This window comes from Paenibacillus sp. GbtcB18 (genome assembly GCF_019091125.1).
In the GTDB taxonomy this organism is placed as follows: domain Bacteria; phylum Bacillota; class Bacilli; order Paenibacillales; family NBRC-103111; genus Paenibacillus_F; species Paenibacillus_F chitinolyticus.
This window is the reverse complement of sequence record NZ_JAGXJX010000002.1, coordinates 173526-195224: the sequence shown is the minus strand read 5'-3', so window position 1 is coordinate 195224 and position 21699 is coordinate 173526. Positions and strand designations below refer to the sequence as shown.

Below are 21699 nucleotides of genomic sequence, written 5' to 3'. Positions count from 1 at the left end.
TCGGCGTGAACATAAGCGGATTGATTCGTGGTTTGGCCGGCGGCATGCAGGCGGCGGAGCCCAAAACATTGGAGTTGAAGCCCGGACAGGTTGTCAAGGGTGTGGTTTTGCAGGTTTACGATAATCAGGAAGCCCAGATGTCTATCGACGGCGTACAAGTGAGGGCCAAGCTGGAAACGCCTCTGGCGCCGGGGCAGACCGCATGGCTGCAGGTGCAGCCGGAAAGTACGGGCGGACAGGTCGTCCTTAAACCCGCAGCGGGACCTGCTGTGCCGGCGACACAAGAAGAGATCGGACAAATGCTGAAGCAGACGGGGTTAAAAGATACGGCGGTGAACCGCGAGCTTGTCCAGATGATGAAGCAGCAGGGTATCCCGCTGACGAAGGAAGCGGCAGCGCCGCTCCAGGAGGTCATGAGCAGGATTCCGGCTTCCGTGAAGCCCGAGCAGTGGGTGCAGGCGGTGGGCGTGGCCGTAAGCAAGGGTCTTCCCTTGACAGCGGATACGGTAGGAGCCATTCACCAAGCTTTATTTGGCAAGCCTTTCGGAGAAACGCTGCAAAATCTGGCTCAGACTTTAAGCGGGCTGCTGCAAAACGGCGGCCTGGCCGAAGGAACGAACGGCAGCGGAGAAAAATTACTCCGGCAGTTAGCCGATGTTTTGCGGACGATGCAGGATACGGCAGCGGAGGTGGGGGGGAAACCGGTCTCGAACGGAACAGGGTCCCCTTTGGAAAACGGAACCGGCAAGCCGGGACTTGCAGCGGGAACGCCTGCGGCAAATTCCGGAGGCGGTACGGGAACCGCAGCGCAGGCGGATACACGCCAGCCGGGAGGAATTCGTCCCGATGGAGGCGGCGGTACTGCGCAGGCCGCGGGTCAAGGCCGCCAGGTGCTGCCGGGGACATCGGGCTTGCCGCAGACCGCGGCAGGAGCACCAACTGATGGCAGCGTAAGGCTGACGCCGTCTGCCGCGGGTATGCAGGCTGGCGCTGCCGCAGAGCTGCCGCAAGGAACGGGCCGGCCTGCTGCGGGTACATCCGCGCCAGGCACGCAGGCGCAGCCTGCCGGCGGCACGTCCGCCGGACAGACAGCGGTGCAAGCGGGCGGCGGCGCTCCGGCCGCGGCTCCGGGCACGCCTGCCGGCGGTCCGGCAGGGCTGACGCCTGCAGCGGGCGGGGAGCCGCCTGCACAGGCGTCGCCCGGCACGGCTGCCAGCGGCGTCGCGCGGTCTGACGCCCCGGCAGCCCAGCCGCAGCCCGGGCTGCCGGCAAGCGCGCCGCGTTCGGCGGCCGATGCCCGCGCGGCGCAGGCAGCCGCCAGCCCGAACGGCGCAACCGAGGCGGACGCCGCACGTGCGTCCGCTGCGGGCGAACAGCGCCCGGCGGCCGACAGCGGCTGGGTGCGCGAGCTGCTGCGGGCGGTGGGCGTCGACCACGAGAGCCGGCTCCTGAGGCAGCCGGGCACCCCCGCACACGCAGGCGGGGCACACCTGGCCGCCGCCGGTGAAGGGCAGGCTGCGGCGCTCAAGGCGGACAGCGCCGAGACGCTCAAGAGCCTGCTGCTTCAGCTGACGGCGGCCGATGATCTTCCGGCTCCGATCCGGGAATCGGCCCAGCAGGCTTTACAGCAGATTACCGGGCAGCAGCTGCTGCTTTCGCCGGACCGCAACGGGGTGTTTACGCACGTGACGCTGTTTGTCCCGCTTCTCGGCGCGGACGGGCAGCCCACGGCAGCCGTTCACATCCAATCCCGCAAGGGCAAACGCGGAGAACTGGATGCCGAGAACTGCCGTCTTTTGTTCGACCTGCAAATGAAATCGATGGGCCACACACTAGTGGACGTCGGTGTGATGAATAAAATGGTCAGTCTGCAAGTGTTTAATGACGAACCGATAATCGGCGAGCTGCTGAACGGCTCCAAAGAAGAGATTGCAGCCGCCTTGGATAAACTGGGTTATCAGTTTCTCTCTATGAAAACAGCGGAATATCCGAAGGCGTCGGGAAGTTTCACGGGCGGGGATTCCGGCTCTTCCCTAAGTGCGGTTATGATGGATACCATCGTGCCTGGAGAAGCCTACCGGGGAGTGGATCTGCGCATATGAATTTTTCTGCCAAGCAAGGCCAGACTCCGCCAAACTCAGGTCCCTCTAAGGAAACGGCTGACGGAGAAGGTGCGGGGACCCATGCGATCCGCAAAGCGGTTGCCCTGAAATACGCGCCCGGGGAGCAGAAAGCGCCTACGGTCATTGCAAAAGGGAAAGGCAAAGTCGCCGAGGCGATTGTCGAGAAGGCAAGAGAGAGCGGAGTTCCCGTACAGGAAGACGCTTCACTTGTGGAAGTACTCTCGAAGCTGGAGCTTGATCAAGAAATTCCGGGGGAGCTCTATCAGCTTGTCGCCGAGGTGCTCAGTTACATTTACCGGTCGGACAACCGGATTAAGGAAATGAGAGACAGTCAGCGGAAGGGGCTGTAACATGGCGTTTTCGCCTTTATCCAGAAAAGATCTGGGCCGTTACGGCGAGCAGAGGGCGGAAGAGCATATAGCCGCTTTAGGGTATAAGGTTGTCGCCCGGAATTGGCGCTGCCGATCCGGCGAGATCGATCTCATAGCCGAGACGGAAGATCGGCTTGTTTTTATCGAAGTGCGTACGCGCAGACTTACGGGACGGTTCGGTACGGCGAAAGAATCCGTAGACGCCCGGAAACAGCTGAAAGTGCGTCAGATCGCACAAATGTACCTGTATGCCGCCAAGCAGAGCGACCGCAGGACGAGGTTTGACGTGATCACGGTCGAGCTGACGCCTGAAGGAGAGTTTAACCGTTTGGAGCACCTGACGGGAGCGTTTTGAATAAACGGTTTGAAGTTCATAAGTTCTGTTCGAAACTGAAGGCCGGTTAAACAGGATAATCGTGAAAAAAGGCGCCCGTCGCTTGAACGGGCGCCTTTTCATGTTCGTACCGCATGGAATCTCTGCGGGCCGGATGAAACGCCGCATTGACGATGATCAATCGCAAGTTGCTTGGCATGCGGATAAGGTTGCAGCGAATTTTAGTCACGTGTATGGGCTTCGTTTTTGCGGGTATTTTGCGTGATTTTGTAAGGACGGCTGTATCGCGTTAGAGTCTCTAAAAAGCCCCACCGCTTCCGGGACGATCTCTAGCATCTCCCCGTTAGAGGGAATAAGATTTGTCCAGATTTCTATATTGGATCGCTTCGGCAATGTGTCCGTAAGTAATTCCGTCGCTTGTTTCCAGATCCGCGATCGTCCGCGCGATTTTCAAAATCCGGTCATGTGCCCGGGCGCTTAAGCGGAGCCGGTCGAATGTCTGCCGGAGAAGGTCTTCGGCTTCGGGCGGCAGTACACAGTATTTACGGAGCCATTTGCCGCCAAGCTCCGCGTTAAAGCGCATAAAACTGCCTTCATAACGAAGCTGCTGCCTTCGGTGAGCGGCAAGTACCTGCCGGCGCATGTCTTCAGAGGAAAGCGAAGGGCGCTTGTCGGTCATGGCGGTATAATCCAGCCGGGGAACTTCTACATGCAGATCAATCCGATCAAGGAGAGGTCCCGAAATGCGCGCTTTGTACTGTCTGATTTTAAGCGGGGAACAGATGCAGCTTTGTTCGGCAGTTTCGGTTCCGTAAAATCCGCACTGGCAGGGATTCATGGATGCGGCAAGCAGGAAGCCGGACGGAAAGGTGAAGGAGGCGCGTGCCCGCCCTATGGTTACCTTACGGTCTTCCAACGGCTGGCGCAGCACTTCCAGCACGCTCCGCGAAAACTCGGGAAGCTCATCCAGAAAAAGGACACCTTGGTGAGCCAGGCTTACCTCGCCGGGCTTCGGTATGGAGCCGCCGCCAATGAGACCGGCCGCCGAAACGGTGTGATGAGGCGAACGATAGGGCCTTTGCCGCATAAACCGGGTGATCGTGCCCAATTTTCCCGATACGCTGTAAATTTTCGTCACCTCAAGCGCTTCTTCGTCGGACAGAGGCGGAAGTATACCGGGAATCCGGCGGGCCAGCATCGTTTTGCCCGTGCCGGGGGGACCGATAAATAAAAGATTGTGCATACCGGCCGCAGCAATCATGATGGCTCTCTTGGCATGATGCTGCCCAATCACATCGGCATAATCATCGGACGCTGCCACGGGGCCGTGCATCTCGGCAGGGACATCGGGACGGGCGGGGAGAACTTCGCAGGAGAAGGATTTTGAAGCGGCTTCGGCTTCCGAGAGGGATGCGTCGTCGGCTTTCAGGCCGCGCTTGCAAGGAGTCCCCAGCTCGCTCAGACTGCTTATCCCCTGGACTTCAGTCCCTGAAATCAGGCGGGCTTCATCCACATTGGACAAGGGCAGCAGAACGCGCTGGATTCCTCTCCGCCGGGCGGCATCGACCATGGACAGCACCCCCGGTACGGGGCGGAGACCGCCGTCAAGCGCCAGTTCTCCGACCAGCAGACAATCGCCTATGCCGGGAAGCTCAATCTGACCGCTTGTCAGCAGGATGCCGGCCGCAATGGCCAGGTCGAAGGAGGCGCCTTCTTTTCTCAGATCGGCCGGGGCCAGATTGACCGTAATGCGCTCAAGAGGAAACTGAAATCCGCAGTTTTTGATGGCGGAGCGTACACGGTCGATCGATTCTCTGACGGCGGTGTCGGGAAGTCCGACCACGTTGATTTGCGGGAGCCCGTTTGCGATATCGATTTCGACTTCGATGCAGATTCCGTCGATTCCGTGCAGGCATGCCCCGGTTACTTTACCATACATGTAAAAACACCTTCTCCCTTTGCATTGGTCAGGTCAAAGGTGCTTCCTTATGATCCGTTTCGTTGTTATTTCATGGTTATTTGGATAGTATACCAAAAATACCCAAACATGAAAATGATCTTTTAGCTGCGGATAATTGGTCATACTAACTCCGAGGTGATTGATATGCAGGATAAACCGTATTTCTGTCCGAACTGCCGTTCCAACCGGATCAAGTTCAGTCTGATGACCAGCTATTCGCAGCCTTTTGTGAAAGATGCTCTCACGGGAGTCGTTACGGAATCCAGTGAAGCGAACGAGATTGCCCAGAGCGAGCCGACGATACAGTGCCAAGTATGCAGCTTTGTCGGTAACGAGATGCGATTTGTCAAGCAGGCGGAGCGCGAGCCCCGTACTGTGACCCAGGTCAACCCGACGTACGTATAGGCAGGTGTGGATTCAAGCGCTTCCGGAACCGGTCGGGGATGGAAGTGCTTTTTTCATGAAGAGGGTGGAAGAGGAGTTAAGGATTTCCTGAGCAATTAGAAAAAACGATTTCTTTTTTAAAAAGAGAGGAAACTGTCGACAAAAAGTGATACAATTATCGATGGCAAATGTTTGTCCGGACCCAAAAAGAGCCGGGCAGGATTTCCCCTGTCAAACGGCGAATACCCTACGTTGATTATGCGGATAGATTCGAAGCTTGATTGAGGTTTCGTGCATACAGGGAGAAACAATACGTTTAGGAGGATTTGCAAATGAATATCCATGAGTATCAAGGCAAAGAAGTCCTGAAGCAGTACGGCGTTGTCGTACCCCAGGGCAAAGTGGCGTTTTCCGTGGATGAAGCGGTCGAAGCAGCTAAAGAGCTGGGCACTCAGGTCGTAGTTGTCAAAGCGCAAATTCACGCAGGCGGCCGCGGTAAAGCGGGCGGCGTGAAAGTAGCTAAAAATCTGGACGAAGTCCGGACTTATGCGGAGCAAATCCTGGGCAAGGTGCTGGTTACTCACCAAACAGGTCCTGAAGGCAAGGAAGTTAAACGCCTGCTCATCGAGCAAGGCTGCGATATCAAGAAAGAGTACTACATAGGCGTAGTTGTCGACCGTGGAACGGGCCGCGTTACGATGATGGCTTCCGAAGAAGGCGGTATGGACATCGAGGAAGTTGCGGCTAACACTCCGGAGAAAATTTTCAAAGAAATCGTAGATCCGGCAATCGGCCTGCAAGCTTTCCAAGCTCGCAAACTGGCTTATGCCATTAAAATTCCTCAAGAACTCGTGAATAAAGCGGTTAAGTTCATGCTTGCCCTTTACACCGCGTTCGTTGAGAAAGATTGCTCCATTGCCGAAATCAATCCGCTCGTCGTAACCGGCGACGGCAACGTAATGGCGCTTGACGCGAAACTTAACTTCGATTCCAACGCACTTTTCCGTCACAAAGACATTCTGGAACTGCGCGATCTCGAAGAAGAAGACGAGAAGGAAATCGAAGCTTCCAAATATGACCTCAGCTACATCGCCCTTGACGGCAATATCGGCTGTATGGTTAACGGGGCAGGACTTGCCATGGCTACGATGGATATCATCAAGCACTACGGCGGAGACCCGGCTAACTTCCTTGACGTAGGGGGCGGTGCTACGAAAGAGAAAGTTACCGAAGCGTTCAAAATCATTCTTTCCGACTCGAAAGTAAAAGGTATTTTCGTCAATATTTTCGGTGGAATCATGAGATGCGACATTATTGCCGAAGGCGTTGTCGCTGCAGCCAAGGAATTGGGTCTGGACCGTCCGCTTGTCGTTCGTCTGGAAGGCACCAACGTGGATCTCGGCAAGAAAATCCTGAATGAATCCGGACTGAACATCGTTTCCGCGGATTCGATGGCTGACGGCGCACAGAAAATCGTTGCGCTTGTTAAGTAATTCCGGTCAGTGAGTACAAGCTTTCTTTTCTTCAAAAAATTCAGGGGATGTGAATAATTACCATGTCTATTTTGATCGATAAAAACACAAAAGTCATTACCCAAAACATGACGGGTAAGACCGGTATGTTCCATACACTCGGCGGTCTTGAATATGGTACGCAAATGGTAGCCGGCGCGGTTCCGGGAAAAGGCGGCACGAAAGTCGATTTCACGCTTGAAAACGGCTCTACCGTTACTCTTCCGGTTTATAACACCGTACAAGAAGCGAAGGACGCGACAGGTGCCACGGCATCCGTTATTTACGTTCCTCCGGCTTTCGCGGCCGATTCCATCATGGAAGCCGTTGATGCGGATCTTGATCTTGTCATCTGTATCACGGAAGGTATTCCGGTTCTTGACATGGTGAAAGTTGCCCGTTATATGGAAGGCAAACGCACTCGTCTAATCGGACCGAACTGTCCGGGCGTTATTACACCGGGCGAATGCAAAATCGGCATTATGCCGGGTTACATTCATACTCCGGGCCATGTGGGCGTAGTATCCCGCTCCGGTACCCTGACGTATGAAGCGGTTCACCAGCTTACAACTCGCGGCATCGGCCAGTCTTCCGCAGTAGGTATCGGCGGCGACCCGGTTAAAGGTTCCGAGTTTATCGACATTCTTCGACTGTTCAACGAAGATCCGGACACCTATGCAGTTATCATGATCGGTGAAATCGGCGGTTCCGCTGAAGAAGAAGCGGCCGAGTGGATTAAAGCGAACATGACGAAGCCGGTTGTCGGCTTCATCGGCGGTAAAACAGCGCCTCCGGGAAAACGTATGGGCCACGCGGGCGCCATCATTTCCGGCGGTAAAGGTACGGCGGCTGAGAAAGTGGCGACACTCGAAGCTTGCGGTATCCGCGTAGCGGCGACTCCTTCCGAAATGGGCTCGACTCTCGTGAGCGTCCTGGAAGAAAAAGGCCTGCTGGAAAAATGCATCACTAAAAAATAATAGAGCTGCCGGTTTCGGCGCTTTTATGGATGGTAAGCAACCTTCCAGTTCCCTTTGGGAATTGGAAGGTTTTTTTGTTTAGGTCTGTAAAATTTGTGAATGACAAGGGAGTGTTTTATACTATGGAGAATCGCTCTGTACTTATCGGGCTTCACGGCATAACCGGAGTGGGATGGAAGACCATTGATCTGCTGGTCCGCTCCTGTTCCGATTTGAAGGATTTGCTGCTCTGGTCAGCCGGCGACTACGCCAGGCTTGGCATTCCGGCAGCTAGAATCCAGCGGTTAATAGATGAATTGACTCCATTTAAAATTGAAGCTTCATTAGAAAAGTACGAATCGATTGGCATCGGAATTTTGACCCGCTTCGATCCCGGTTACCCGCGGCTTCTAGAAGAAACCGCTCAGCCTCCGTGGGTCCTTTACTGCAGAGGCCGGCAGGAGGTTCTGCAAAGACCGGCCCTTGGGGTCGTCGGCACGCGGACACCGACCGCCTACGGGCGGAAAGCCGCGCGGGAACTCAGCCTGGCGTTGTCGGCCTCGGGTTTTGTTGTTGTAAGCGGTTTGGCGCGGGGCATTGATGCGGAGGCTCACCACGGGGCCAAAGACGGAGCGGGCGGAACGATTGCCGTTCTCGGTGTGCCGCCGGACCGGATTTATCCACCGGAGCATACGAGACTGCATGAAGAAATCATCGCCTCCGGAGGTCTCGCCGTGTCCGAATACCCGCTCGGTACGGTTCCGCACCCGGGATTATTTCCGCTGCGCAACCGCGTGATTGCCGGTCTCAGTCTCGGCGTAATCGTGGTGGAGGCGGCGGAGAGAAGCGGCTCCCTAATTACGGCGGATCTTGCCCTGGAGGAATCAAGGGATGTGTTTGCCGTCCCGGGTCCCATCCATTCCCCCAAGAGCAGAGGAGCGCTATCGCTTATTAAGCAGGGGGCCAAAATGGTGACGGATCCCCGGGACATTTATGAAGAATATACGCATTTGTTGTCCACTCAGAGTGGACAGATGGGAGTTTCCGTTCAACAGGGTACACTACCTTCACCGGAACAACAGTTGACAGAAGACGAGGTTATCCTTTATCGATTGTTGTCGAGCGTGCCTGTCCCCATTGACGTCCTCCTGGAGCAGACTCAATTTACGTTTGGACATTTGCATTCAGTTCTGCTATCCTTGCTATTGAAAAAGGTGATAGCGGAGCTTCCAGGCTCTTCTTACGTTTCCATATGAAATTTCTATTAAAAACGATGATGTTATACATGCAGCAGCAGATGACACTGAGGGGAGGAGCATTCGACCGATGGCAGACTCATTAGTGATTGTGGAATCACCGGCTAAGGCCAAAACGATCGGTAAATATTTGGGAAGCAAATATATTGTAAAAGCGTCGATGGGTCATATTCGGGACCTGCCGAAAAGCCAGATCGGTGTAGAGGTTGAACGCGACTTCGAACCGAAATACATTACGATCCGCGGTAAAGGCTCCGTTTTGAAAGAATTGAAGGATGCCAGCAAAAAAGTGAAAAAAGTTTATCTCGCAGCTGACCCGGATCGCGAAGGGGAGGCTATCGCCTGGCATCTGGCGCACTATCTGGAGTTAAACGATACCGATAGCTGCCGCGTCGTATTCAATGAGATTACGAAGCAGGCGGTCAAAGACGCATTCAAAACACCGCGGCCGATCAACATCGATCTGGTGAACGCGCAGCAAGCCCGGCGTATACTCGACAGGCTTGTGGGATATAAGATTAGTCCTCTTCTATGGAAGAAAGTCAAAAAGGGCTTATCCGCCGGACGCGTCCAATCCGTAGCCGTCAAACTCATTATGGACCGGGAAAACGAAATCAAGGCTTTCGTTCCCGAAGAGTACTGGACCATTACCGCCATGCTCGAGGCAGGCAAAGCCAACTTCGAAGCGAAATTTCACGGCATGGACGGCGCCAAGAAAGAGCTTGGTTCCGAGGAAGAAGTTCAAGCGGTTCTGAAAGCGATTGAAGGAGCCCCTTTTGTCGTAAAGGAAGTGAAAGAGAAAGAACGGCTTCGCAATCCTTCGCCGCCATTCATTACAAGTTCGCTTCAACAGGAAGCGGCCCGGAAACTAAATTTCCGTGCGGCCAAAACCATGTCCGTAGCGCAGCAGTTATATGAAGGGATTGATTTGGGCAAGGAAGGTACGGTCGGTTTAATTACTTATATGCGTACCGATTCCACCCGGATTTCTCCAGTAGCCCAGGAAGAAGCCAAGGAATATATCTTGGGTAAATACGGGGAGAGCTTTTACCCGGAAACACCGCGCGTCTATACGAAGAAGGGCTCCAACACTCAGGATGCGCACGAAGGGATTCGTCCTTCTTCCGTAACGAGGGATCCCGATTCCGTTAAGGAATTTTTGTCTAGGGATCAGTTCCGCTTATACAAGCTGGTATGGGAACGTTTCGTTGCGAGCCAGATGTCGTCCGCCGTGCTGGACACGATGACCATCGACCTGAACGTCGGAAACGCGGTTTTCCGGGCGGTCGGCTCCAAACTCAAGTTTCCGGGTTTCATGAAAGTATACGTGGAAGGCAACGATGACGGTACGACGGAAGAAGACAAATTGCTTCCTCCGCTTAAATCCGGAGATCAGGTCGTTTCCAACGAAATTCAACCGAAACAGCACTTCACCCAACCGCCTCCGCGATATACGGAAGCCCGTCTCGTACGCGCTCTCGAGGAACTGGGCATCGGCAGGCCGAGTACATACGCTCCGACGCTTGAAACGATCCAGAAGCGGGGATATGTGGCCATCGAGGAGAAGAAGTTCGTGCCCACCGAGCTGGGAGAACTGGTCATTCAACTGATGAGCGAGTTTTTTCCCGAAATTCTGGATGTGGAATTTACCGCGCAGATGGAAGAAGAGCTTGATCACGTAGGCGAAGGCAAAGAAAACTGGGTCAAAGTTCTCGACGAATTTTACAGTTCTTTCGAAAAACGGCTGGAATTCGCCGAGGAAGAAATGAAGGAAATCGAAATCCAGGATGAAGTTTCGGATGAAATTTGTGAGAAGTGCGGTAAGCATCTTGTTTATAAAATGGGACGCTTCGGCAAGTTTCTTGCCTGCTCCGGTTTTCCGGACTGCCGCAACACCAAACCGATCGTCAAGGATATCGGCGTCACGTGTCCGAAATGCAAGGAAGGTAAAGTCGTGGAACGCCGGAGCAAAAAGGGCCGTATTTTTTACGGCTGCGACCATTATCCCGAGTGTGACTTCGTGTCTTGGGACAAACCGGTTGCCCAGCCTTGCCCGAACTGCGGCTCTATGATGATCGAGAAGCGGACGAAAACATCCGTCAATCACCAGTGTGTAGAGTGCGGATTTAAAGAAGAAGTAAAAGATGAAGCAAACGACGAAGGCTGATCGGATTGCTAACGATTGAACTAGAGGTGTAAACATTGACAGCAGGACAAAAAGAAAAAGTAACCGTAATCGGTGCCGGTCTGGCAGGAAGTGAAGCGGCTTTTCAAATCGCCAGTCAGGGCGTGCCCGTTGTATTGTACGAAATGCGTCCGGTGCGGAAGACACCGGCACACATTACCGATAAATTCGCCGAGCTTGTGTGCAGCAACTCGCTGCGTGCGAACGGCCTGACGAACGCGGTAGGCGTTCTGAAGCAGGAGATGAGGGAGCTGAACTCACTCATCCTCTCCAGTGCCGACAAGCATGCAGTGCCCGCTGGAGGCGCTCTGGCGGTGGATCGCGACGGCTTCTCCGGGGAGATCACGGATACCCTCCGTAATCATCCTCTCATTGAAGTGCGCACCGAGGAGCTTAAGGAACTTCCGGACGGGATTACTGTTGTGGCTTCCGGTCCGCTTACATCCCCGGACTTGTCTGCAAGCCTGCAGGCGCTTATGGGGGAAGAATATTTGTATTTCTATGATGCGGCCGCGCCGATTGTTGAGAAAGACTCTATTGATATGAGCAAAGTGTACCTGGCTTCCCGGTACGACAAAGGAGAAGCCGCTTATCTGAACTGCCCGATGACGGAGGCGGAATTCGATGCTTTCTACGAAGCGTTGATCACGGCCGAAACGGCGCCAGTAAAGGAGTTCGAGAAAGAGATCTATTTCGAGGGCTGTATGCCGATCGAAGTGATGGCCAAACGCGGCAAACAAACCGCTCTGTACGGCCCGATGAAGCCGGTAGGTCTTATCAACCCGCATACGGGCGAGCTTCCTTACGCGGTCGTTCAACTTCGTCAGGATAACGCGGCGGGCACGCTGTACAATCTTGTCGGGTTTCAAACGCATCTGAAATGGGGCGAACAGAAGCGGGTTCTGCAAATGATCCCGGGTCTGGAGAACGCCGAATTCGTACGCTACGGGGTTATGCACCGCAATACCTTCATCAACTCCCCGCGCCTTCTGAAACCGACTTATCAGTTCAAAAACCGGGATAATTTGTTCTTTGCCGGACAGATGACCGGAGTAGAAGGATATGTCGAATCGGCCGCATCCGGCCTGATCGCCGGTATCAACGCTGGAAGATTGGCTCAGGGGCTGGACTGCCTGGAGTTTCCGCTGGAAACCGCACTTGGCAGCATGGCGCAGTATATTACCACTGCGGACACTAAACATTTTCAGCCGATGAATGCCAACTTCGGTCTTTTCCCGCCGCTGGGCGAAAAAATCCGCAATAAAAAAATGAAGTACGAAAAGCTTGCGGAACGGGCAATTGAGACTATTCAGAATTTTTCGCAAAATACAGTCCAGTCAACTTGTAAGTGAAAGTGCGGCTGTGTTACGATTAAGTTGTTTTGAACGACGCTGTACACAACCACTTTAAATCAAACTCCGGAAGCAGCATCAAAACAACCTTTTGCTGCTGCTTCTTATTTTCCGTTCTCTCGCAGCAAGCAGCTTCGGAAAAGAATCGAGAGGTGAACTATGGATCCGACAAATGCGACTTTTCATGCCACCACGATATTCGCCATCCGTAAAGACGGCCGCGGGGCGATAGCCGGAGACGGCCAAGTGACTTTCGGCAACAGCATGATTATGAAGAACACAGCGAAGAAAGTGCGGCGCTTGTACCGGGGAAAAGTGATTTCCGGGTTTGCGGGGTCTGTCGCGGATGCGATTACCTTGTTTGAGAAGTTCGAAGGCAAGCTGGAGGAGCATCACGGAAATCTTCAGCGGGCGGCCGTAGAACTGGCGAAGGAATGGAGATCCGACCGTGTACTGCGCAAACTGGAGGCCATGATGATCGTGATGGACGAACACGGGCTTCTGCTCATTTCGGGCAACGGGGAAATTATCGAGCCTGATGACGGCATCGTTGCAATCGGTTCGGGAGGCAGTTTTGCCCTGGCGGCAGGCCGCGCCCTCTCCCGTTACGCAACCGACATGAGCGCAGCCGACATTGCGAAAGCATCGCTTGAAATGGCCGCGGATATTTGCGTGTTTACGAATCACAATATTATTGTGGAAGAAATATAACGCCGACCGACGAGCAATAGGCAGGTAAGCTTGTAACCAAGTCTTACCCGGCACTATATGAAGGAGGGGTTCCTTTTGAGCACAAGCTCCCTTACACCCAGACAAATCGTGCAAGAGCTGGACCGGTATATTGTCGGTCAGAAGCAGGCCAAGAAGTCCGTAGCCGTCGCCCTGCGCAACCGTTTTCGCCGCAGCAGACTGGAAGAATCCATGCGTGACGAGATTGTGCCCAAAAATATCCTGATGATCGGGCCCACAGGTGTGGGCAAGACGGAGATAGCAAGACGACTCGCTAAACTGGTCGGAGCCCCCTTTGTGAAGCTGGAAGCTACAAAATTTACCGAGGTCGGCTATGTGGGCAGGGATGTGGAGTCCATGGTCCGGGATCTCGTTGAAACGTCGATACGCATGGTTAAGAGCGAACGTACCGAAAGCGTGAAGGAACGGGCGGAAGAGCTTGCCAACGAGCGTCTGGTGTCTATTCTGGCGCCGAGCGCGAGCCGTCCCAAATTTCAGCGCAACCCGCTGGAGATGATTTTCGGCAATCAGCAGGGCAGCCAGGAACCGGAAGAGGATGATAAGGATCCTCAGCTGGCAACGAAGCGCGCGCAGATTAAAGAACAGCTTAAGCGCGGTGAACTCGAAAATTACATCGTTGAAGTCGATGTGGAAGATAATTCTCCCTCCATGCTGGATATGCTGGCTGGCCAGGGACAGGATCAAGCCGGCATGAACATGCAGGAAATGTTCGGCAGTCTCCTGCCGAAACGCACGAAGAAGCGGAAGCTTCCCGTTAAAGAAGCCAGAAAAGTGCTTACCCAGGATGAAGCGCAGAAGCTGATCGATATGGATGAGGTTATTCAGGAATCCATCCGGCGTGCCGAACAAAGCGGAATCATCTTTCTGGATGAAATCGATAAAATCGCGGGTAACGGCCGTGGAAGCGGCGGACCGGATGTTTCCCGCGAAGGCGTCCAGCGCGATATTCTCCCGATCGTGGAAGGCTCTACGGTCGTGACGAAGTATGGGCCTGTCAAGACGGATTATATTCTGTTTATTGCGGCCGGGGCTTTTCATGTTTCCAAGCCTTCCGATCTGATACCGGAGCTTCAGGGTCGTTTTCCGATCCGGGTAGAGCTCAGCAATTTAACGCTTGAAGATTTTGTTTCCATTCTCAAGGAACCCAAAAACGCGTTAACCAAGCAGTATACGGCTTTGCTTGAAACCGAAGGAATCCGAATCGAGTTCAGCCAGTCCGCGATCGAAGAGATTGCGCGCATTGCGGTTGAAGTCAATCAGAGTACGGAAAACATCGGTGCGCGGCGGCTGCACACCATTTTGGAGAAGCTGCTGGAAGATTTATCGTTCGAAGCTCCGGATTTAAATCTGGAGGAAATGGTCATCACGCCTGAATACGTCCGCGAGAAGCTGGGCGATATCGTTCAGAACCGGGATTTGAGCCAATATATTTTGTAAACCGGAAGGCCTACCTGCCTTCGGTTTTCTATTCTTGGGTATAAGATTGTGGGAGGCAAGCCAATGACCTTGTTGAACAAAACGAGAAGGCTTAACCGTCTGCTCCAGAAGGAGGCGGTGAGTGCTGTCAGTTTTATGGATATGGCCGAGGTTTTGCGGGACACCATTCACTCTAATGTGTATGTGGTCAGCAGACGAGGCAAACTGTTAGGATACGCGACGACGAATGAACTGCCGACTTCCGCGATCAATCGAATCGTGGCGGAGGAGAAAAGATTCTCGCCGGAATTTAATCATTTTCTTCTAAAGGTGGATGAAACCACTTCGAATTCGGATGCACTTGAAATGTTTCCGACTTTTGTGGAAGAAATGAAGAACTTAAGAGAATATACCTACTTCACCATTGTGCCGATTTTAGGAGGCGGTGACAGACTTGGGACTTTGGTCCTATGTAGAACGCACTCTGCCTTTACGGATGATGATTATATATTAGCAGAGTATGGGTCGACAGTCGTAGCCATGGAAATCCTCCATATGCGGGCGGAAGAGGTTGAGCAGGAGGCAAGAAGCAAGGCAGTGGTTCAAGTGGCCATCGGTTCTTTGTCGTTCAGCGAACTGGAGGCAGTGGAGCATATTTTCGAAGAATTAGAAGGAAAAGAAGGACTTCTCGTTGCAAGCAAGATTGCAGATCGTGTCGGAATAACTCGATCCGTGATCGTAAATGCACTCCGTAAACTGGAAAGCGCGGGTGTCATTGAGACGCGTTCTCTTGGTATGAAAGGAACGTACATTCGCATATTAAATGATCAATTGATTCAGGCGATTGACCAAGTTAAGTCTAAAATGTAACAAAAATTTCATACTTATGTATGAACCAAACGAAGGCCCATCTTCCTAAAGATAGGGCTTTTTTCTCATTGTCTATTTCCAGACTTTTCTTCATGATAATTTTAGCAACATTATTCTACATAATGTACACACTTTGAATAATCCTTGTGTCGAAGTTAGGAGGAATGTAAAACTTCATTATGGAATTTAGTTTCATAAAGACATAAAAGGTGGGGTAACCATGTTCTTGCTAAACCAAGCCGGATTTCAGTGGATGGAGAAATCGCTGGATGCATCAGCTCTCCGGCAGCGGGTGATTTCCAACAATGTGGCCAACGCCGACACTCCTCATTTTAAAAGGTCAGACGTTCTGTTCGAGGAACTGCTTCAAGAGAAAATGACCGGAAACCAGCCGGTGTTGGAAGGCAGACGCACGAATTCAAGACACTTGCAGATTCCGTCTAATACCCACTTACCCGGCCAAGCGGTTGTTGAATCAGATCCGAACAGTTTGATGAACAACAATTTGAACAACGTCGACATGGATTACGAGATGTCATTGATGGCCAAAAATCAGCTTAAATACAACACGATGGTACAAGAGATGAATAACGAATTCCGTAAACTGAAGATTGCGATGGATGGGAGAAGATAAGAGATGAGAATCACGAATAGCTTTGACATCAGCGCATCGGCACTAACGACGCAGCGTTTAAGAATGGATGTCATCTCTTCGAATATCGCGAATGCGGATACGACCCGGGCGTCATTTGTGAACGGGCAGTGGACACCTTACCAGCGCAAAATCGTTTCGGTGGAACCGAAAAACCAGCCAACGTTCGCTCAAATGCTAAACTCGGCAATGACGGACGGTACGGGACAGGGGGTTCGGGTATCCAGCATTTCCGGAGATACGACTCCGTTCAAGCAGGTTTACAATCCTTCGCACCCGGACGCCAATCAGCAGGGGTACGTCATGATGCCGAACGTCGATGTCGCCAAGGAAATGGTGGATATGATTTCCGCCACAAGGTCTTATGAAGCAAACGTAACGGCTCTTAATGCAAGCAAAGGCATGATTAGCAAAGCGCTTGAAATCGGCAGATGATAAAAGATAAAAAAGGAGAATGAGTGTGGTAAACCCGACTTATCTAAATGCATTTTCTCCGGTGCAGACAATAAAGCAGCCGGTGGGGAGCGAGCCTGCAAGTGCCTCCCAATTTACAAAGCAGTTTTCCTCTTTTCTCAGCGAGGCCATGAACGGGTTGAATTCGGACCAGCATACGGTAGACGGACTCAACCAGCAATTCGCCAAAGGGGAATTATCGGACGTCCATCAATTGATGATTGCTTCCGAAAAAGCATCGCTCGGTTTAGAGTTCACCGTCCAGGTGCGCAATAAAGTCGTGGAAGCTTATCAGGAAGTCATGAGGATGCAGCTCTAACGGCGGCTGAACCATGATCGACATTGATTGAATCGGATGGGGTGACATTGTGAACGAAAGATTGCTCCAATATTGGGAGAAAGCCAAACAGTATTGGAATCAATATAGCAAAACGACCAAGCTTACTTTTGTAGCTGCATTGTTCGTTCTCCTATTGACTATTGGAATCATTAGCTACAATCTTGCGAAAACCGAGTATTCACTGGCATATACGAATCTTCAACCGGCGGATGCCGCTGCGATTAAAGGGTACCTGGATACAGCGAAAATCCCTTATAACCTCAGTTCCGACGGAAAAAGCATTGAAGTGCCGAAGAACGAAGTCGCCAATGTCAAGCTGGGTATTGAATCGCAAGGCTTGAACAAAGGAAGTTCGATCGGTTACGACGCGTTCGCTTCGGACAGTGCTTTCGGAATGACGGACAACGAGTTTAAAGTGAAATATTTAAGCGCGGTGCAGGGAGAGCTTCAACAACTTATCAATTCCAACGAAGCGGTGGATAAATCGAAGGTTCTGATCTCGATGCCGGATGAGACGGTATTCCTCGCCAACCAGAAGCAAGAAGCTACGGCGTCGGTTGTACTGAACGTGAAGCAGGGCTATTCGCTGGATCAGGGGCAAGTAGACACGATTTATAACCTCGTTTCACACAGCGTCAAAAATTTGCCGCTGCAGAACATAACGATTTCCGATCAGTACGGTCAGTTCCTGGCTTTCTCGAAAGAAACGAACGGCAGTCAAAGCACTTCAGGTCTGGTTCAGAACCAATTCGACATCAGACGGAAGTTTGAAACAAGCGTACAGGGAAATATTACAAATCTGCTCAACAAAATGCTCGGTCCCGACAAAGTGGTTGTCAGTGTTTTCTCGACGATGAACTTCGACCAGAAGAAAACGACGGAAAATCTGGTGACGCCTCCTAATGTGGAAGACAAGAAGGGCCTTGAAATTTCTACCCAGGAATCTTCTAAAACATCTACGAGCACGGGAGGAAATCCGGGGGGAGTGGCCGGAACCGGTCAGACGGACGTGCCTGGTTATCCGGGAGGAGCATCATCCGGTAATGCCAACTCCGAAGAAAGCAGCAAAACGGTCAATTACGAAATTAACCGTATCACGAACGACATTATCCAGACGCCTTATGTCGTCAAGGATATCAGCATCAATATCGGATTTGATTCAACCGGGAAAGACCAGGCCGCGGTAGCGGAATTGAAAGGTCTTATCGAAGGGCAGATGGCGAACATTGTTCGTGCGTCGCTTGCCGACAACAAGGTGGAATACACGCCGGCTCAAATTCAGGACAAAGTGAAAGTAGTTCCTCAAACATTCGTAACACCATCCGGAATTGCGGGTACGAATTGGCAGCAATATCTTCTGTACGGCGGAATCGGTTTGGCTGCTCTGCTGCTCGGTGCGCTCGGAATGTACGCCATCAGAAGAAAGAAAAAAGCTGGAGAAGAAGAGGATGAGCTTGACCTTCCACCGGCAAAAGTGGAATATCCTACGATCGATATCGAGAATGTCTCCAACGAAAATCAAGTACGCAAGCAATTAGAGACGCTAGCCAAGAAAAAGCCGGACGAATTTGTCAATTTGCTTAGAACCTGGCTGGTGGATGAATAGAGGTGTGGGTGTTTGGCAAGAGGAGCAATACAGCAGGGGTTAACGGGAAGGCAAAAAGCGGCGATTCTGCTTATCAGCCTCGGACCGGAAGTTTCTGCTCAAATTTTCAAGCATTTGCGTGAAGATGAAATTGAGCAGCTTACCCTCGAAATCGCAAATGTACGCAAGGTAGACGCATTAGAAAAAGAATCGATTTTATCGGAGTTTCACCAAATTTGCCGGGCTCAGGAATACATCTCCCAAGGCGGTATTGCCTATGCGAAAGAAATTCTTGAAAAAGCACTCGGTTCCAACAAAGCCGTTGATATTATTAACCGGCTGACGGCTAATCTGCAGGTAAGGCCATTCGATTTTGCCCGAAAAGCGGATCCTGCACAGATTTTAAACTTTATCCAAAACGAGAATTCGCAAACGATTGCGCTCGTCCTGTCTTATCTTCAGGCGGAACAAGCCTCGATCATTTTGTCTTCTCTGCCGCAAGAGAAGCAGGCGGACGTTGCGAAACGGATCGCTCTGATGGACAGCACGTCACCGGAAGTGATTTCTCAAGTGGAGAGAGTGCTCGAACAGAAACTCTCGGCCACCGTTACACAGGACTACACATCGGCCGGCGGTATTTCTTCGATCGTTCAAATCTTGAACGGCGTAGACAGAGGTACGGAGCGTACCATTCTGGATTCGCTCGAAATTCAAGATCCCGAACTCGCCGAAGAAATCAAGAAGCGGATGTTCGTTTTCGAAGACATCGTCAATGTGGACAACCGTTCCATTCAGCGCATCGTCCGCGATATCGAAAATGCCGACCTTCAGCTTGCGCTCAAAGTGGCGAGCGAGGAAGTCCGCGAAGCTATTTTCCGCAACATGTCCAAACGGATGGCGGAGACGTTCAAAGAAGAAATGGAATTTATGGGCCCGGTTCGGCTTCGCGATGTGGAAGAAGCGCAAACCCGGATCGTATCCACAATTCGCCGCCTAGAAGAATCCGGAGAAATCATCATCGCACGCGGTGGAGGAGACGATATTATTGTCTAACATCCTAAAGCCTTTCCATTATGCTCCTGCGGATGAGACAAACGCTTACCGGGTACCAGTCAAACCGATTTATACGCCGCAAGCTGAGCTTCCGGAAGATGAACCGCGGTTCACTCCAGAAGAAGAAGCGCAGCTGAGCGAAGCGGAAAGCTTAAAACGGCATATTCTCGAGGACGCTGAATCTTTCGCGCAATCCCATATGCAGCAGGCGATCCAGGAAGCATCCGAACTGAAAGAACAGACGGAAGCCGAGATCGAAGCTTGGTGGACGCAGCGGCGCGAAGAAGATGAGCAGCATCAGGAGCAGGCCCGGACAACCGGCTACGAAACGGGTTATCAAGAAGGTTTGGATCAGGCCCGGCAGGATGTCAGCCAGCAGTACGATGAGATGCTATCGGAAGCGCGGCAGGTTCTCGAACAGGCTTACCGGGTGAAACAGCAAGTCATTCAGGAAGCGGAACCTTTTCTCATCGAATTGAGCTGCTCCATTGCGGAGAAGATCATTTCCAAGCAGCTTACCGTATCGCCTGAATGGATGATCGAAACGATTCGCAGCGTACTGGCTCGTCGAAAAGAGAGCGGAACGATCACGCTTTGCGTAGCACCCCGCCACTTCGCTTACATTCAGGATGCCCGCGAAGAACTGCTGTCGGCAATCGACTCGCAGGCCGAGTTGGAAATTATTCCGGATGCGAGTGTTCAGGACGAAGGCTGTGTAGTCCGTTCCACGTTCGGAAGCATTGACGCCCGTATCGATACGCAGCTTCACGAGATCAAGCTGGCCTTGCAGCGAATTGCCCTTCACGGTGAAGGTGATGAATCATGAGTCAAGGTAGCCCGAATGCAGGCAAATATGTAGAGTTTCTAAGGCAGTTGGATCCTGTCCGGGTAAACGGCAAAGTGACGCAAGTGATCGGCTTGACCGTTGAATCGGAAGGTCCGGATGTAAGTATCGGCGAGCTCTGCCACATCTATCCTCATAAATCCAATCAACCGTTGATGGCGGAAGTGGTCGGATTCAGAGGCAATAAGGTCATTCTGATGCCGCTTGGCGAACTTGAAGCGATCGGTCCCGGATGCGATGTGGTGGGAACCGGTAAGCCGCTGACGGTGCAGGTCGGACACGAGCTGCTCGGTAAAGTATTGAACGGTCTCGGTCAACCTTTGGACGGTTCGTTCTTACCGTCAAGAATGGCTCATGTTTCTACGAACAATGTCCCCAGCAATCCTTTGTCAAGACCGCGGGTTCAAGAGCCGCTTGGCGTCGGTGTCCGGGCAATTGACGGGCTGCTTACCGTAGGCAAGGGACAACGGGTCGGTATTTTCGCCGGTTCCGGGGTTGGCAAAAGCACTCTGCTCGGCATGGTCGCGAGAAACACGTCAGCGGACGTTAACGTGATCGCGCTTATCGGAGAACGGGGCCGTGAGGTTCTCGAATTCGTCGAGAAAGATCTCGGGCCGGAAGGCTTGGCGCGTTCTGTCGTCATTGTCGCTACGTCGGATCAACCGGCGATGGTCCGGATCAAGGGAGCTTTCATCGCAACGAGCATTGCCGAATATTTTCGGGACCGCGGGATGAACGTCATGCTCATGATGGACTCCGTAACCCGCTTTGCGATGGCTCAGCGCGAGGTCGGTCTGGCGGTCGGAGAGCCTCCGGCGACGAGAGGCTACACGCCTTCGGTTTTCGCCCTGCTGCCCAAGCTGCTTGAACGGTCCGGAACCGGATTGAAAGGCTCGATTACGGCTTTTTATACGGTGCTGGTGGACGGTGACGATATGAACGAGCCCATCGCGGATGCGGTTCGTGGTATTCTTGACGGTCATATCGTCTTGGACCGGAATATCGCCAACAAAGGCCAGTATCCCGCCATTAACGTTCTTGCCAGCGTAAGCCGGGTGATGAAAGAAATCGTTACCCAGGAGCAGCTTGACGCTGCGGCTCATCTCAAACGAATGCTTTCTGTTTATAAGGATTCGGAAGACTTGATAAATTTGGGGGCGTACCAGAGGGGATCAAATCAAGAAATTGATATTTCACTTCAGTATATGGATGAGATCCTTGATTTTGTTAAACAAAAAACCAATGAAAAAGTGACGTTGGAAGAAGCCCAACAGCGCTTGATCGATCATTTTTCGTTAGGATGA

Annotated in this window: 21 protein-coding genes; 19 read left to right on the top strand and 2 right to left on the bottom strand. The window is 52.4% G+C overall.

Annotated elements, in window-relative coordinates:
- Nucleotides 1–5 precede the first annotated feature (5 nt).
- Genes KVT34_RS06130 through KVT34_RS06120 form a run of 3 tightly spaced genes read left to right on the top strand, consistent with a single transcriptional unit; the run spans nt 6 to nt 2849 of the window.
- On the top strand, nt 6–2102 hold the full coding sequence (locus tag KVT34_RS06130) for a hypothetical protein (RefSeq protein WP_217557582.1): 2097 nt from the start codon (nt 6–8) through the stop codon (nt 2100–2102).
- Entirely contained in the window at nt 2099–2473 is a 375-nt protein-coding gene (locus tag KVT34_RS06125; RefSeq protein WP_254634629.1) for an EscU/YscU/HrcU family type III secretion system export apparatus switch protein, read from the top strand. Before KVT34_RS06130 ends, KVT34_RS06125 begins: the two co-directional genes overlap by 4 nt.
- A gap of 1 nt (nt 2474) precedes the next feature.
- The gene (locus tag KVT34_RS06120) at nt 2475–2849 is read left to right on the top strand and encodes a YraN family protein (RefSeq protein WP_217557580.1); all 375 of its coding nucleotides are present in this window, start codon (nt 2475–2477) and stop codon (nt 2847–2849) included.
- Nucleotides 2850–2895: 46 nt separating this feature from the next.
- Here the strand turns inward: KVT34_RS06120 and KVT34_RS06115 are convergent, their stop codons facing one another.
- Both KVT34_RS06115 and KVT34_RS06110 read right to left on the bottom strand, forming a co-directional pair.
- A complete protein-coding gene (locus KVT34_RS06115; RefSeq protein WP_217557578.1) occupies nt 2896–3057 on the bottom strand; it encodes a hypothetical protein in 162 nt (53 codons plus the stop codon).
- Between the two features lie 114 nt (nt 3058–3171).
- Nucleotides 3172–4767: a YifB family Mg chelatase-like AAA ATPase gene (locus KVT34_RS06110; RefSeq protein WP_217557576.1), complete on the bottom strand. Its 1596-nt coding sequence runs from the start codon at nt 4765–4767 to the stop codon at nt 3172–3174.
- Between the two features lie 165 nt (nt 4768–4932).
- Here KVT34_RS06110 and KVT34_RS06105 point away from each other — a divergent pair, with 165 nt between their 5' ends.
- The 16 genes from KVT34_RS06105 to fliI all read left to right on the top strand — a co-directional run bounded on the left by KVT34_RS06105 (nt 4933) and on the right by fliI (nt 21699).
- A complete protein-coding gene (locus KVT34_RS06105) occupies nt 4933–5193 on the top strand; it encodes a hypothetical protein (RefSeq protein WP_217557574.1) in 261 nt (86 codons plus the stop codon).
- Nucleotides 5194–5504: 311 nt separating this feature from the next.
- Nucleotides 5505–6665 (top strand): ADP-forming succinate--CoA ligase subunit beta, encoded by a 1161-nt coding sequence (sucC, locus tag KVT34_RS06100; protein WP_042232873.1) that lies wholly within the window; start codon nt 5505–5507, stop codon nt 6663–6665.
- Nucleotides 6666–6727: 62 nt separating this feature from the next.
- Nucleotides 6728–7660, top strand: coding sequence for a succinate--CoA ligase subunit alpha (sucD, locus tag KVT34_RS06095; RefSeq protein ID WP_217557572.1), 933 nt, complete (start codon nt 6728–6730; stop codon nt 7658–7660).
- A gap of 122 nt (nt 7661–7782) precedes the next feature.
- The gene (gene dprA, locus KVT34_RS06090) at nt 7783–8895 is read left to right on the top strand and encodes a DNA-processing protein DprA (protein WP_217557569.1); all 1113 of its coding nucleotides are present in this window, start codon (nt 7783–7785) and stop codon (nt 8893–8895) included.
- 70 nt (nt 8896–8965) lie between these two features.
- Nucleotides 8966–11062: a type I DNA topoisomerase gene (topA, locus tag KVT34_RS06085; protein ID WP_217557568.1), complete on the top strand. Its 2097-nt coding sequence runs from the start codon at nt 8966–8968 to the stop codon at nt 11060–11062.
- 35 nt (nt 11063–11097) lie between these two features.
- On the top strand, nt 11098–12432 hold the full coding sequence (gene trmFO, locus KVT34_RS06080) for an FADH(2)-oxidizing methylenetetrahydrofolate--tRNA-(uracil(54)-C(5))-methyltransferase TrmFO (protein WP_217557566.1): 1335 nt from the start codon (nt 11098–11100) through the stop codon (nt 12430–12432).
- 159 nt (nt 12433–12591) lie between these two features.
- The gene (gene hslV / locus KVT34_RS06075; protein WP_009674471.1) at nt 12592–13143 is read left to right on the top strand and encodes an ATP-dependent protease subunit HslV; all 552 of its coding nucleotides are present in this window, start codon (nt 12592–12594) and stop codon (nt 13141–13143) included.
- A gap of 75 nt (nt 13144–13218) precedes the next feature.
- The gene (gene hslU / locus KVT34_RS06070) at nt 13219–14619 is read left to right on the top strand and encodes an ATP-dependent protease ATPase subunit HslU (RefSeq protein ID WP_042232969.1); all 1401 of its coding nucleotides are present in this window, start codon (nt 13219–13221) and stop codon (nt 14617–14619) included.
- Between the two features lie 63 nt (nt 14620–14682).
- Nucleotides 14683–15468 carry a GTP-sensing pleiotropic transcriptional regulator CodY gene (gene codY, locus KVT34_RS06065; protein WP_217557564.1) on the top strand — a complete coding sequence of 262 codons (786 nt, stop codon included), beginning with the start codon at nt 14683–14685 and terminating at the stop codon, nt 15466–15468.
- A 220-nt stretch (nt 15469–15688) separates the two neighbouring features.
- Nucleotides 15689–16102, top strand: a complete 414-nt coding sequence (gene flgB / locus KVT34_RS06060) for a flagellar basal body rod protein FlgB (RefSeq protein ID WP_217557562.1) — start codon at nt 15689–15691, stop codon at nt 16100–16102.
- Between the two features lie 3 nt (nt 16103–16105).
- Entirely contained in the window at nt 16106–16555 is a 450-nt protein-coding gene (flgC, locus tag KVT34_RS06055) for a flagellar basal body rod protein FlgC (protein WP_042232974.1), read from the top strand.
- Nucleotides 16556–16580: 25 nt separating this feature from the next.
- Entirely contained in the window at nt 16581–16892 is a 312-nt protein-coding gene (gene fliE / locus KVT34_RS06050) for a flagellar hook-basal body complex protein FliE (protein WP_009674468.1), read from the top strand.
- A 49-nt stretch (nt 16893–16941) separates the two neighbouring features.
- Nucleotides 16942–18519, top strand: coding sequence for a flagellar basal-body MS-ring/collar protein FliF (gene fliF / locus KVT34_RS06045; protein WP_217557560.1), 1578 nt, complete (start codon nt 16942–16944; stop codon nt 18517–18519).
- A gap of 12 nt (nt 18520–18531) precedes the next feature.
- Nucleotides 18532–19551, top strand: coding sequence for a flagellar motor switch protein FliG (fliG, locus tag KVT34_RS06040; protein WP_042232979.1), 1020 nt, complete (start codon nt 18532–18534; stop codon nt 19549–19551).
- Nucleotides 19544–20377, top strand: coding sequence for a flagellar assembly protein FliH (gene fliH, locus KVT34_RS06035; RefSeq protein ID WP_217557558.1), 834 nt, complete (start codon nt 19544–19546; stop codon nt 20375–20377). Before fliG ends, fliH begins: the two co-directional genes overlap by 8 nt.
- Nucleotides 20374–21699, top strand: a complete 1326-nt coding sequence (fliI, locus tag KVT34_RS06030) for a flagellar protein export ATPase FliI (protein ID WP_217557556.1) — start codon at nt 20374–20376, stop codon at nt 21697–21699. The genes fliH and fliI overlap by 4 nt, the downstream gene beginning before the upstream one ends.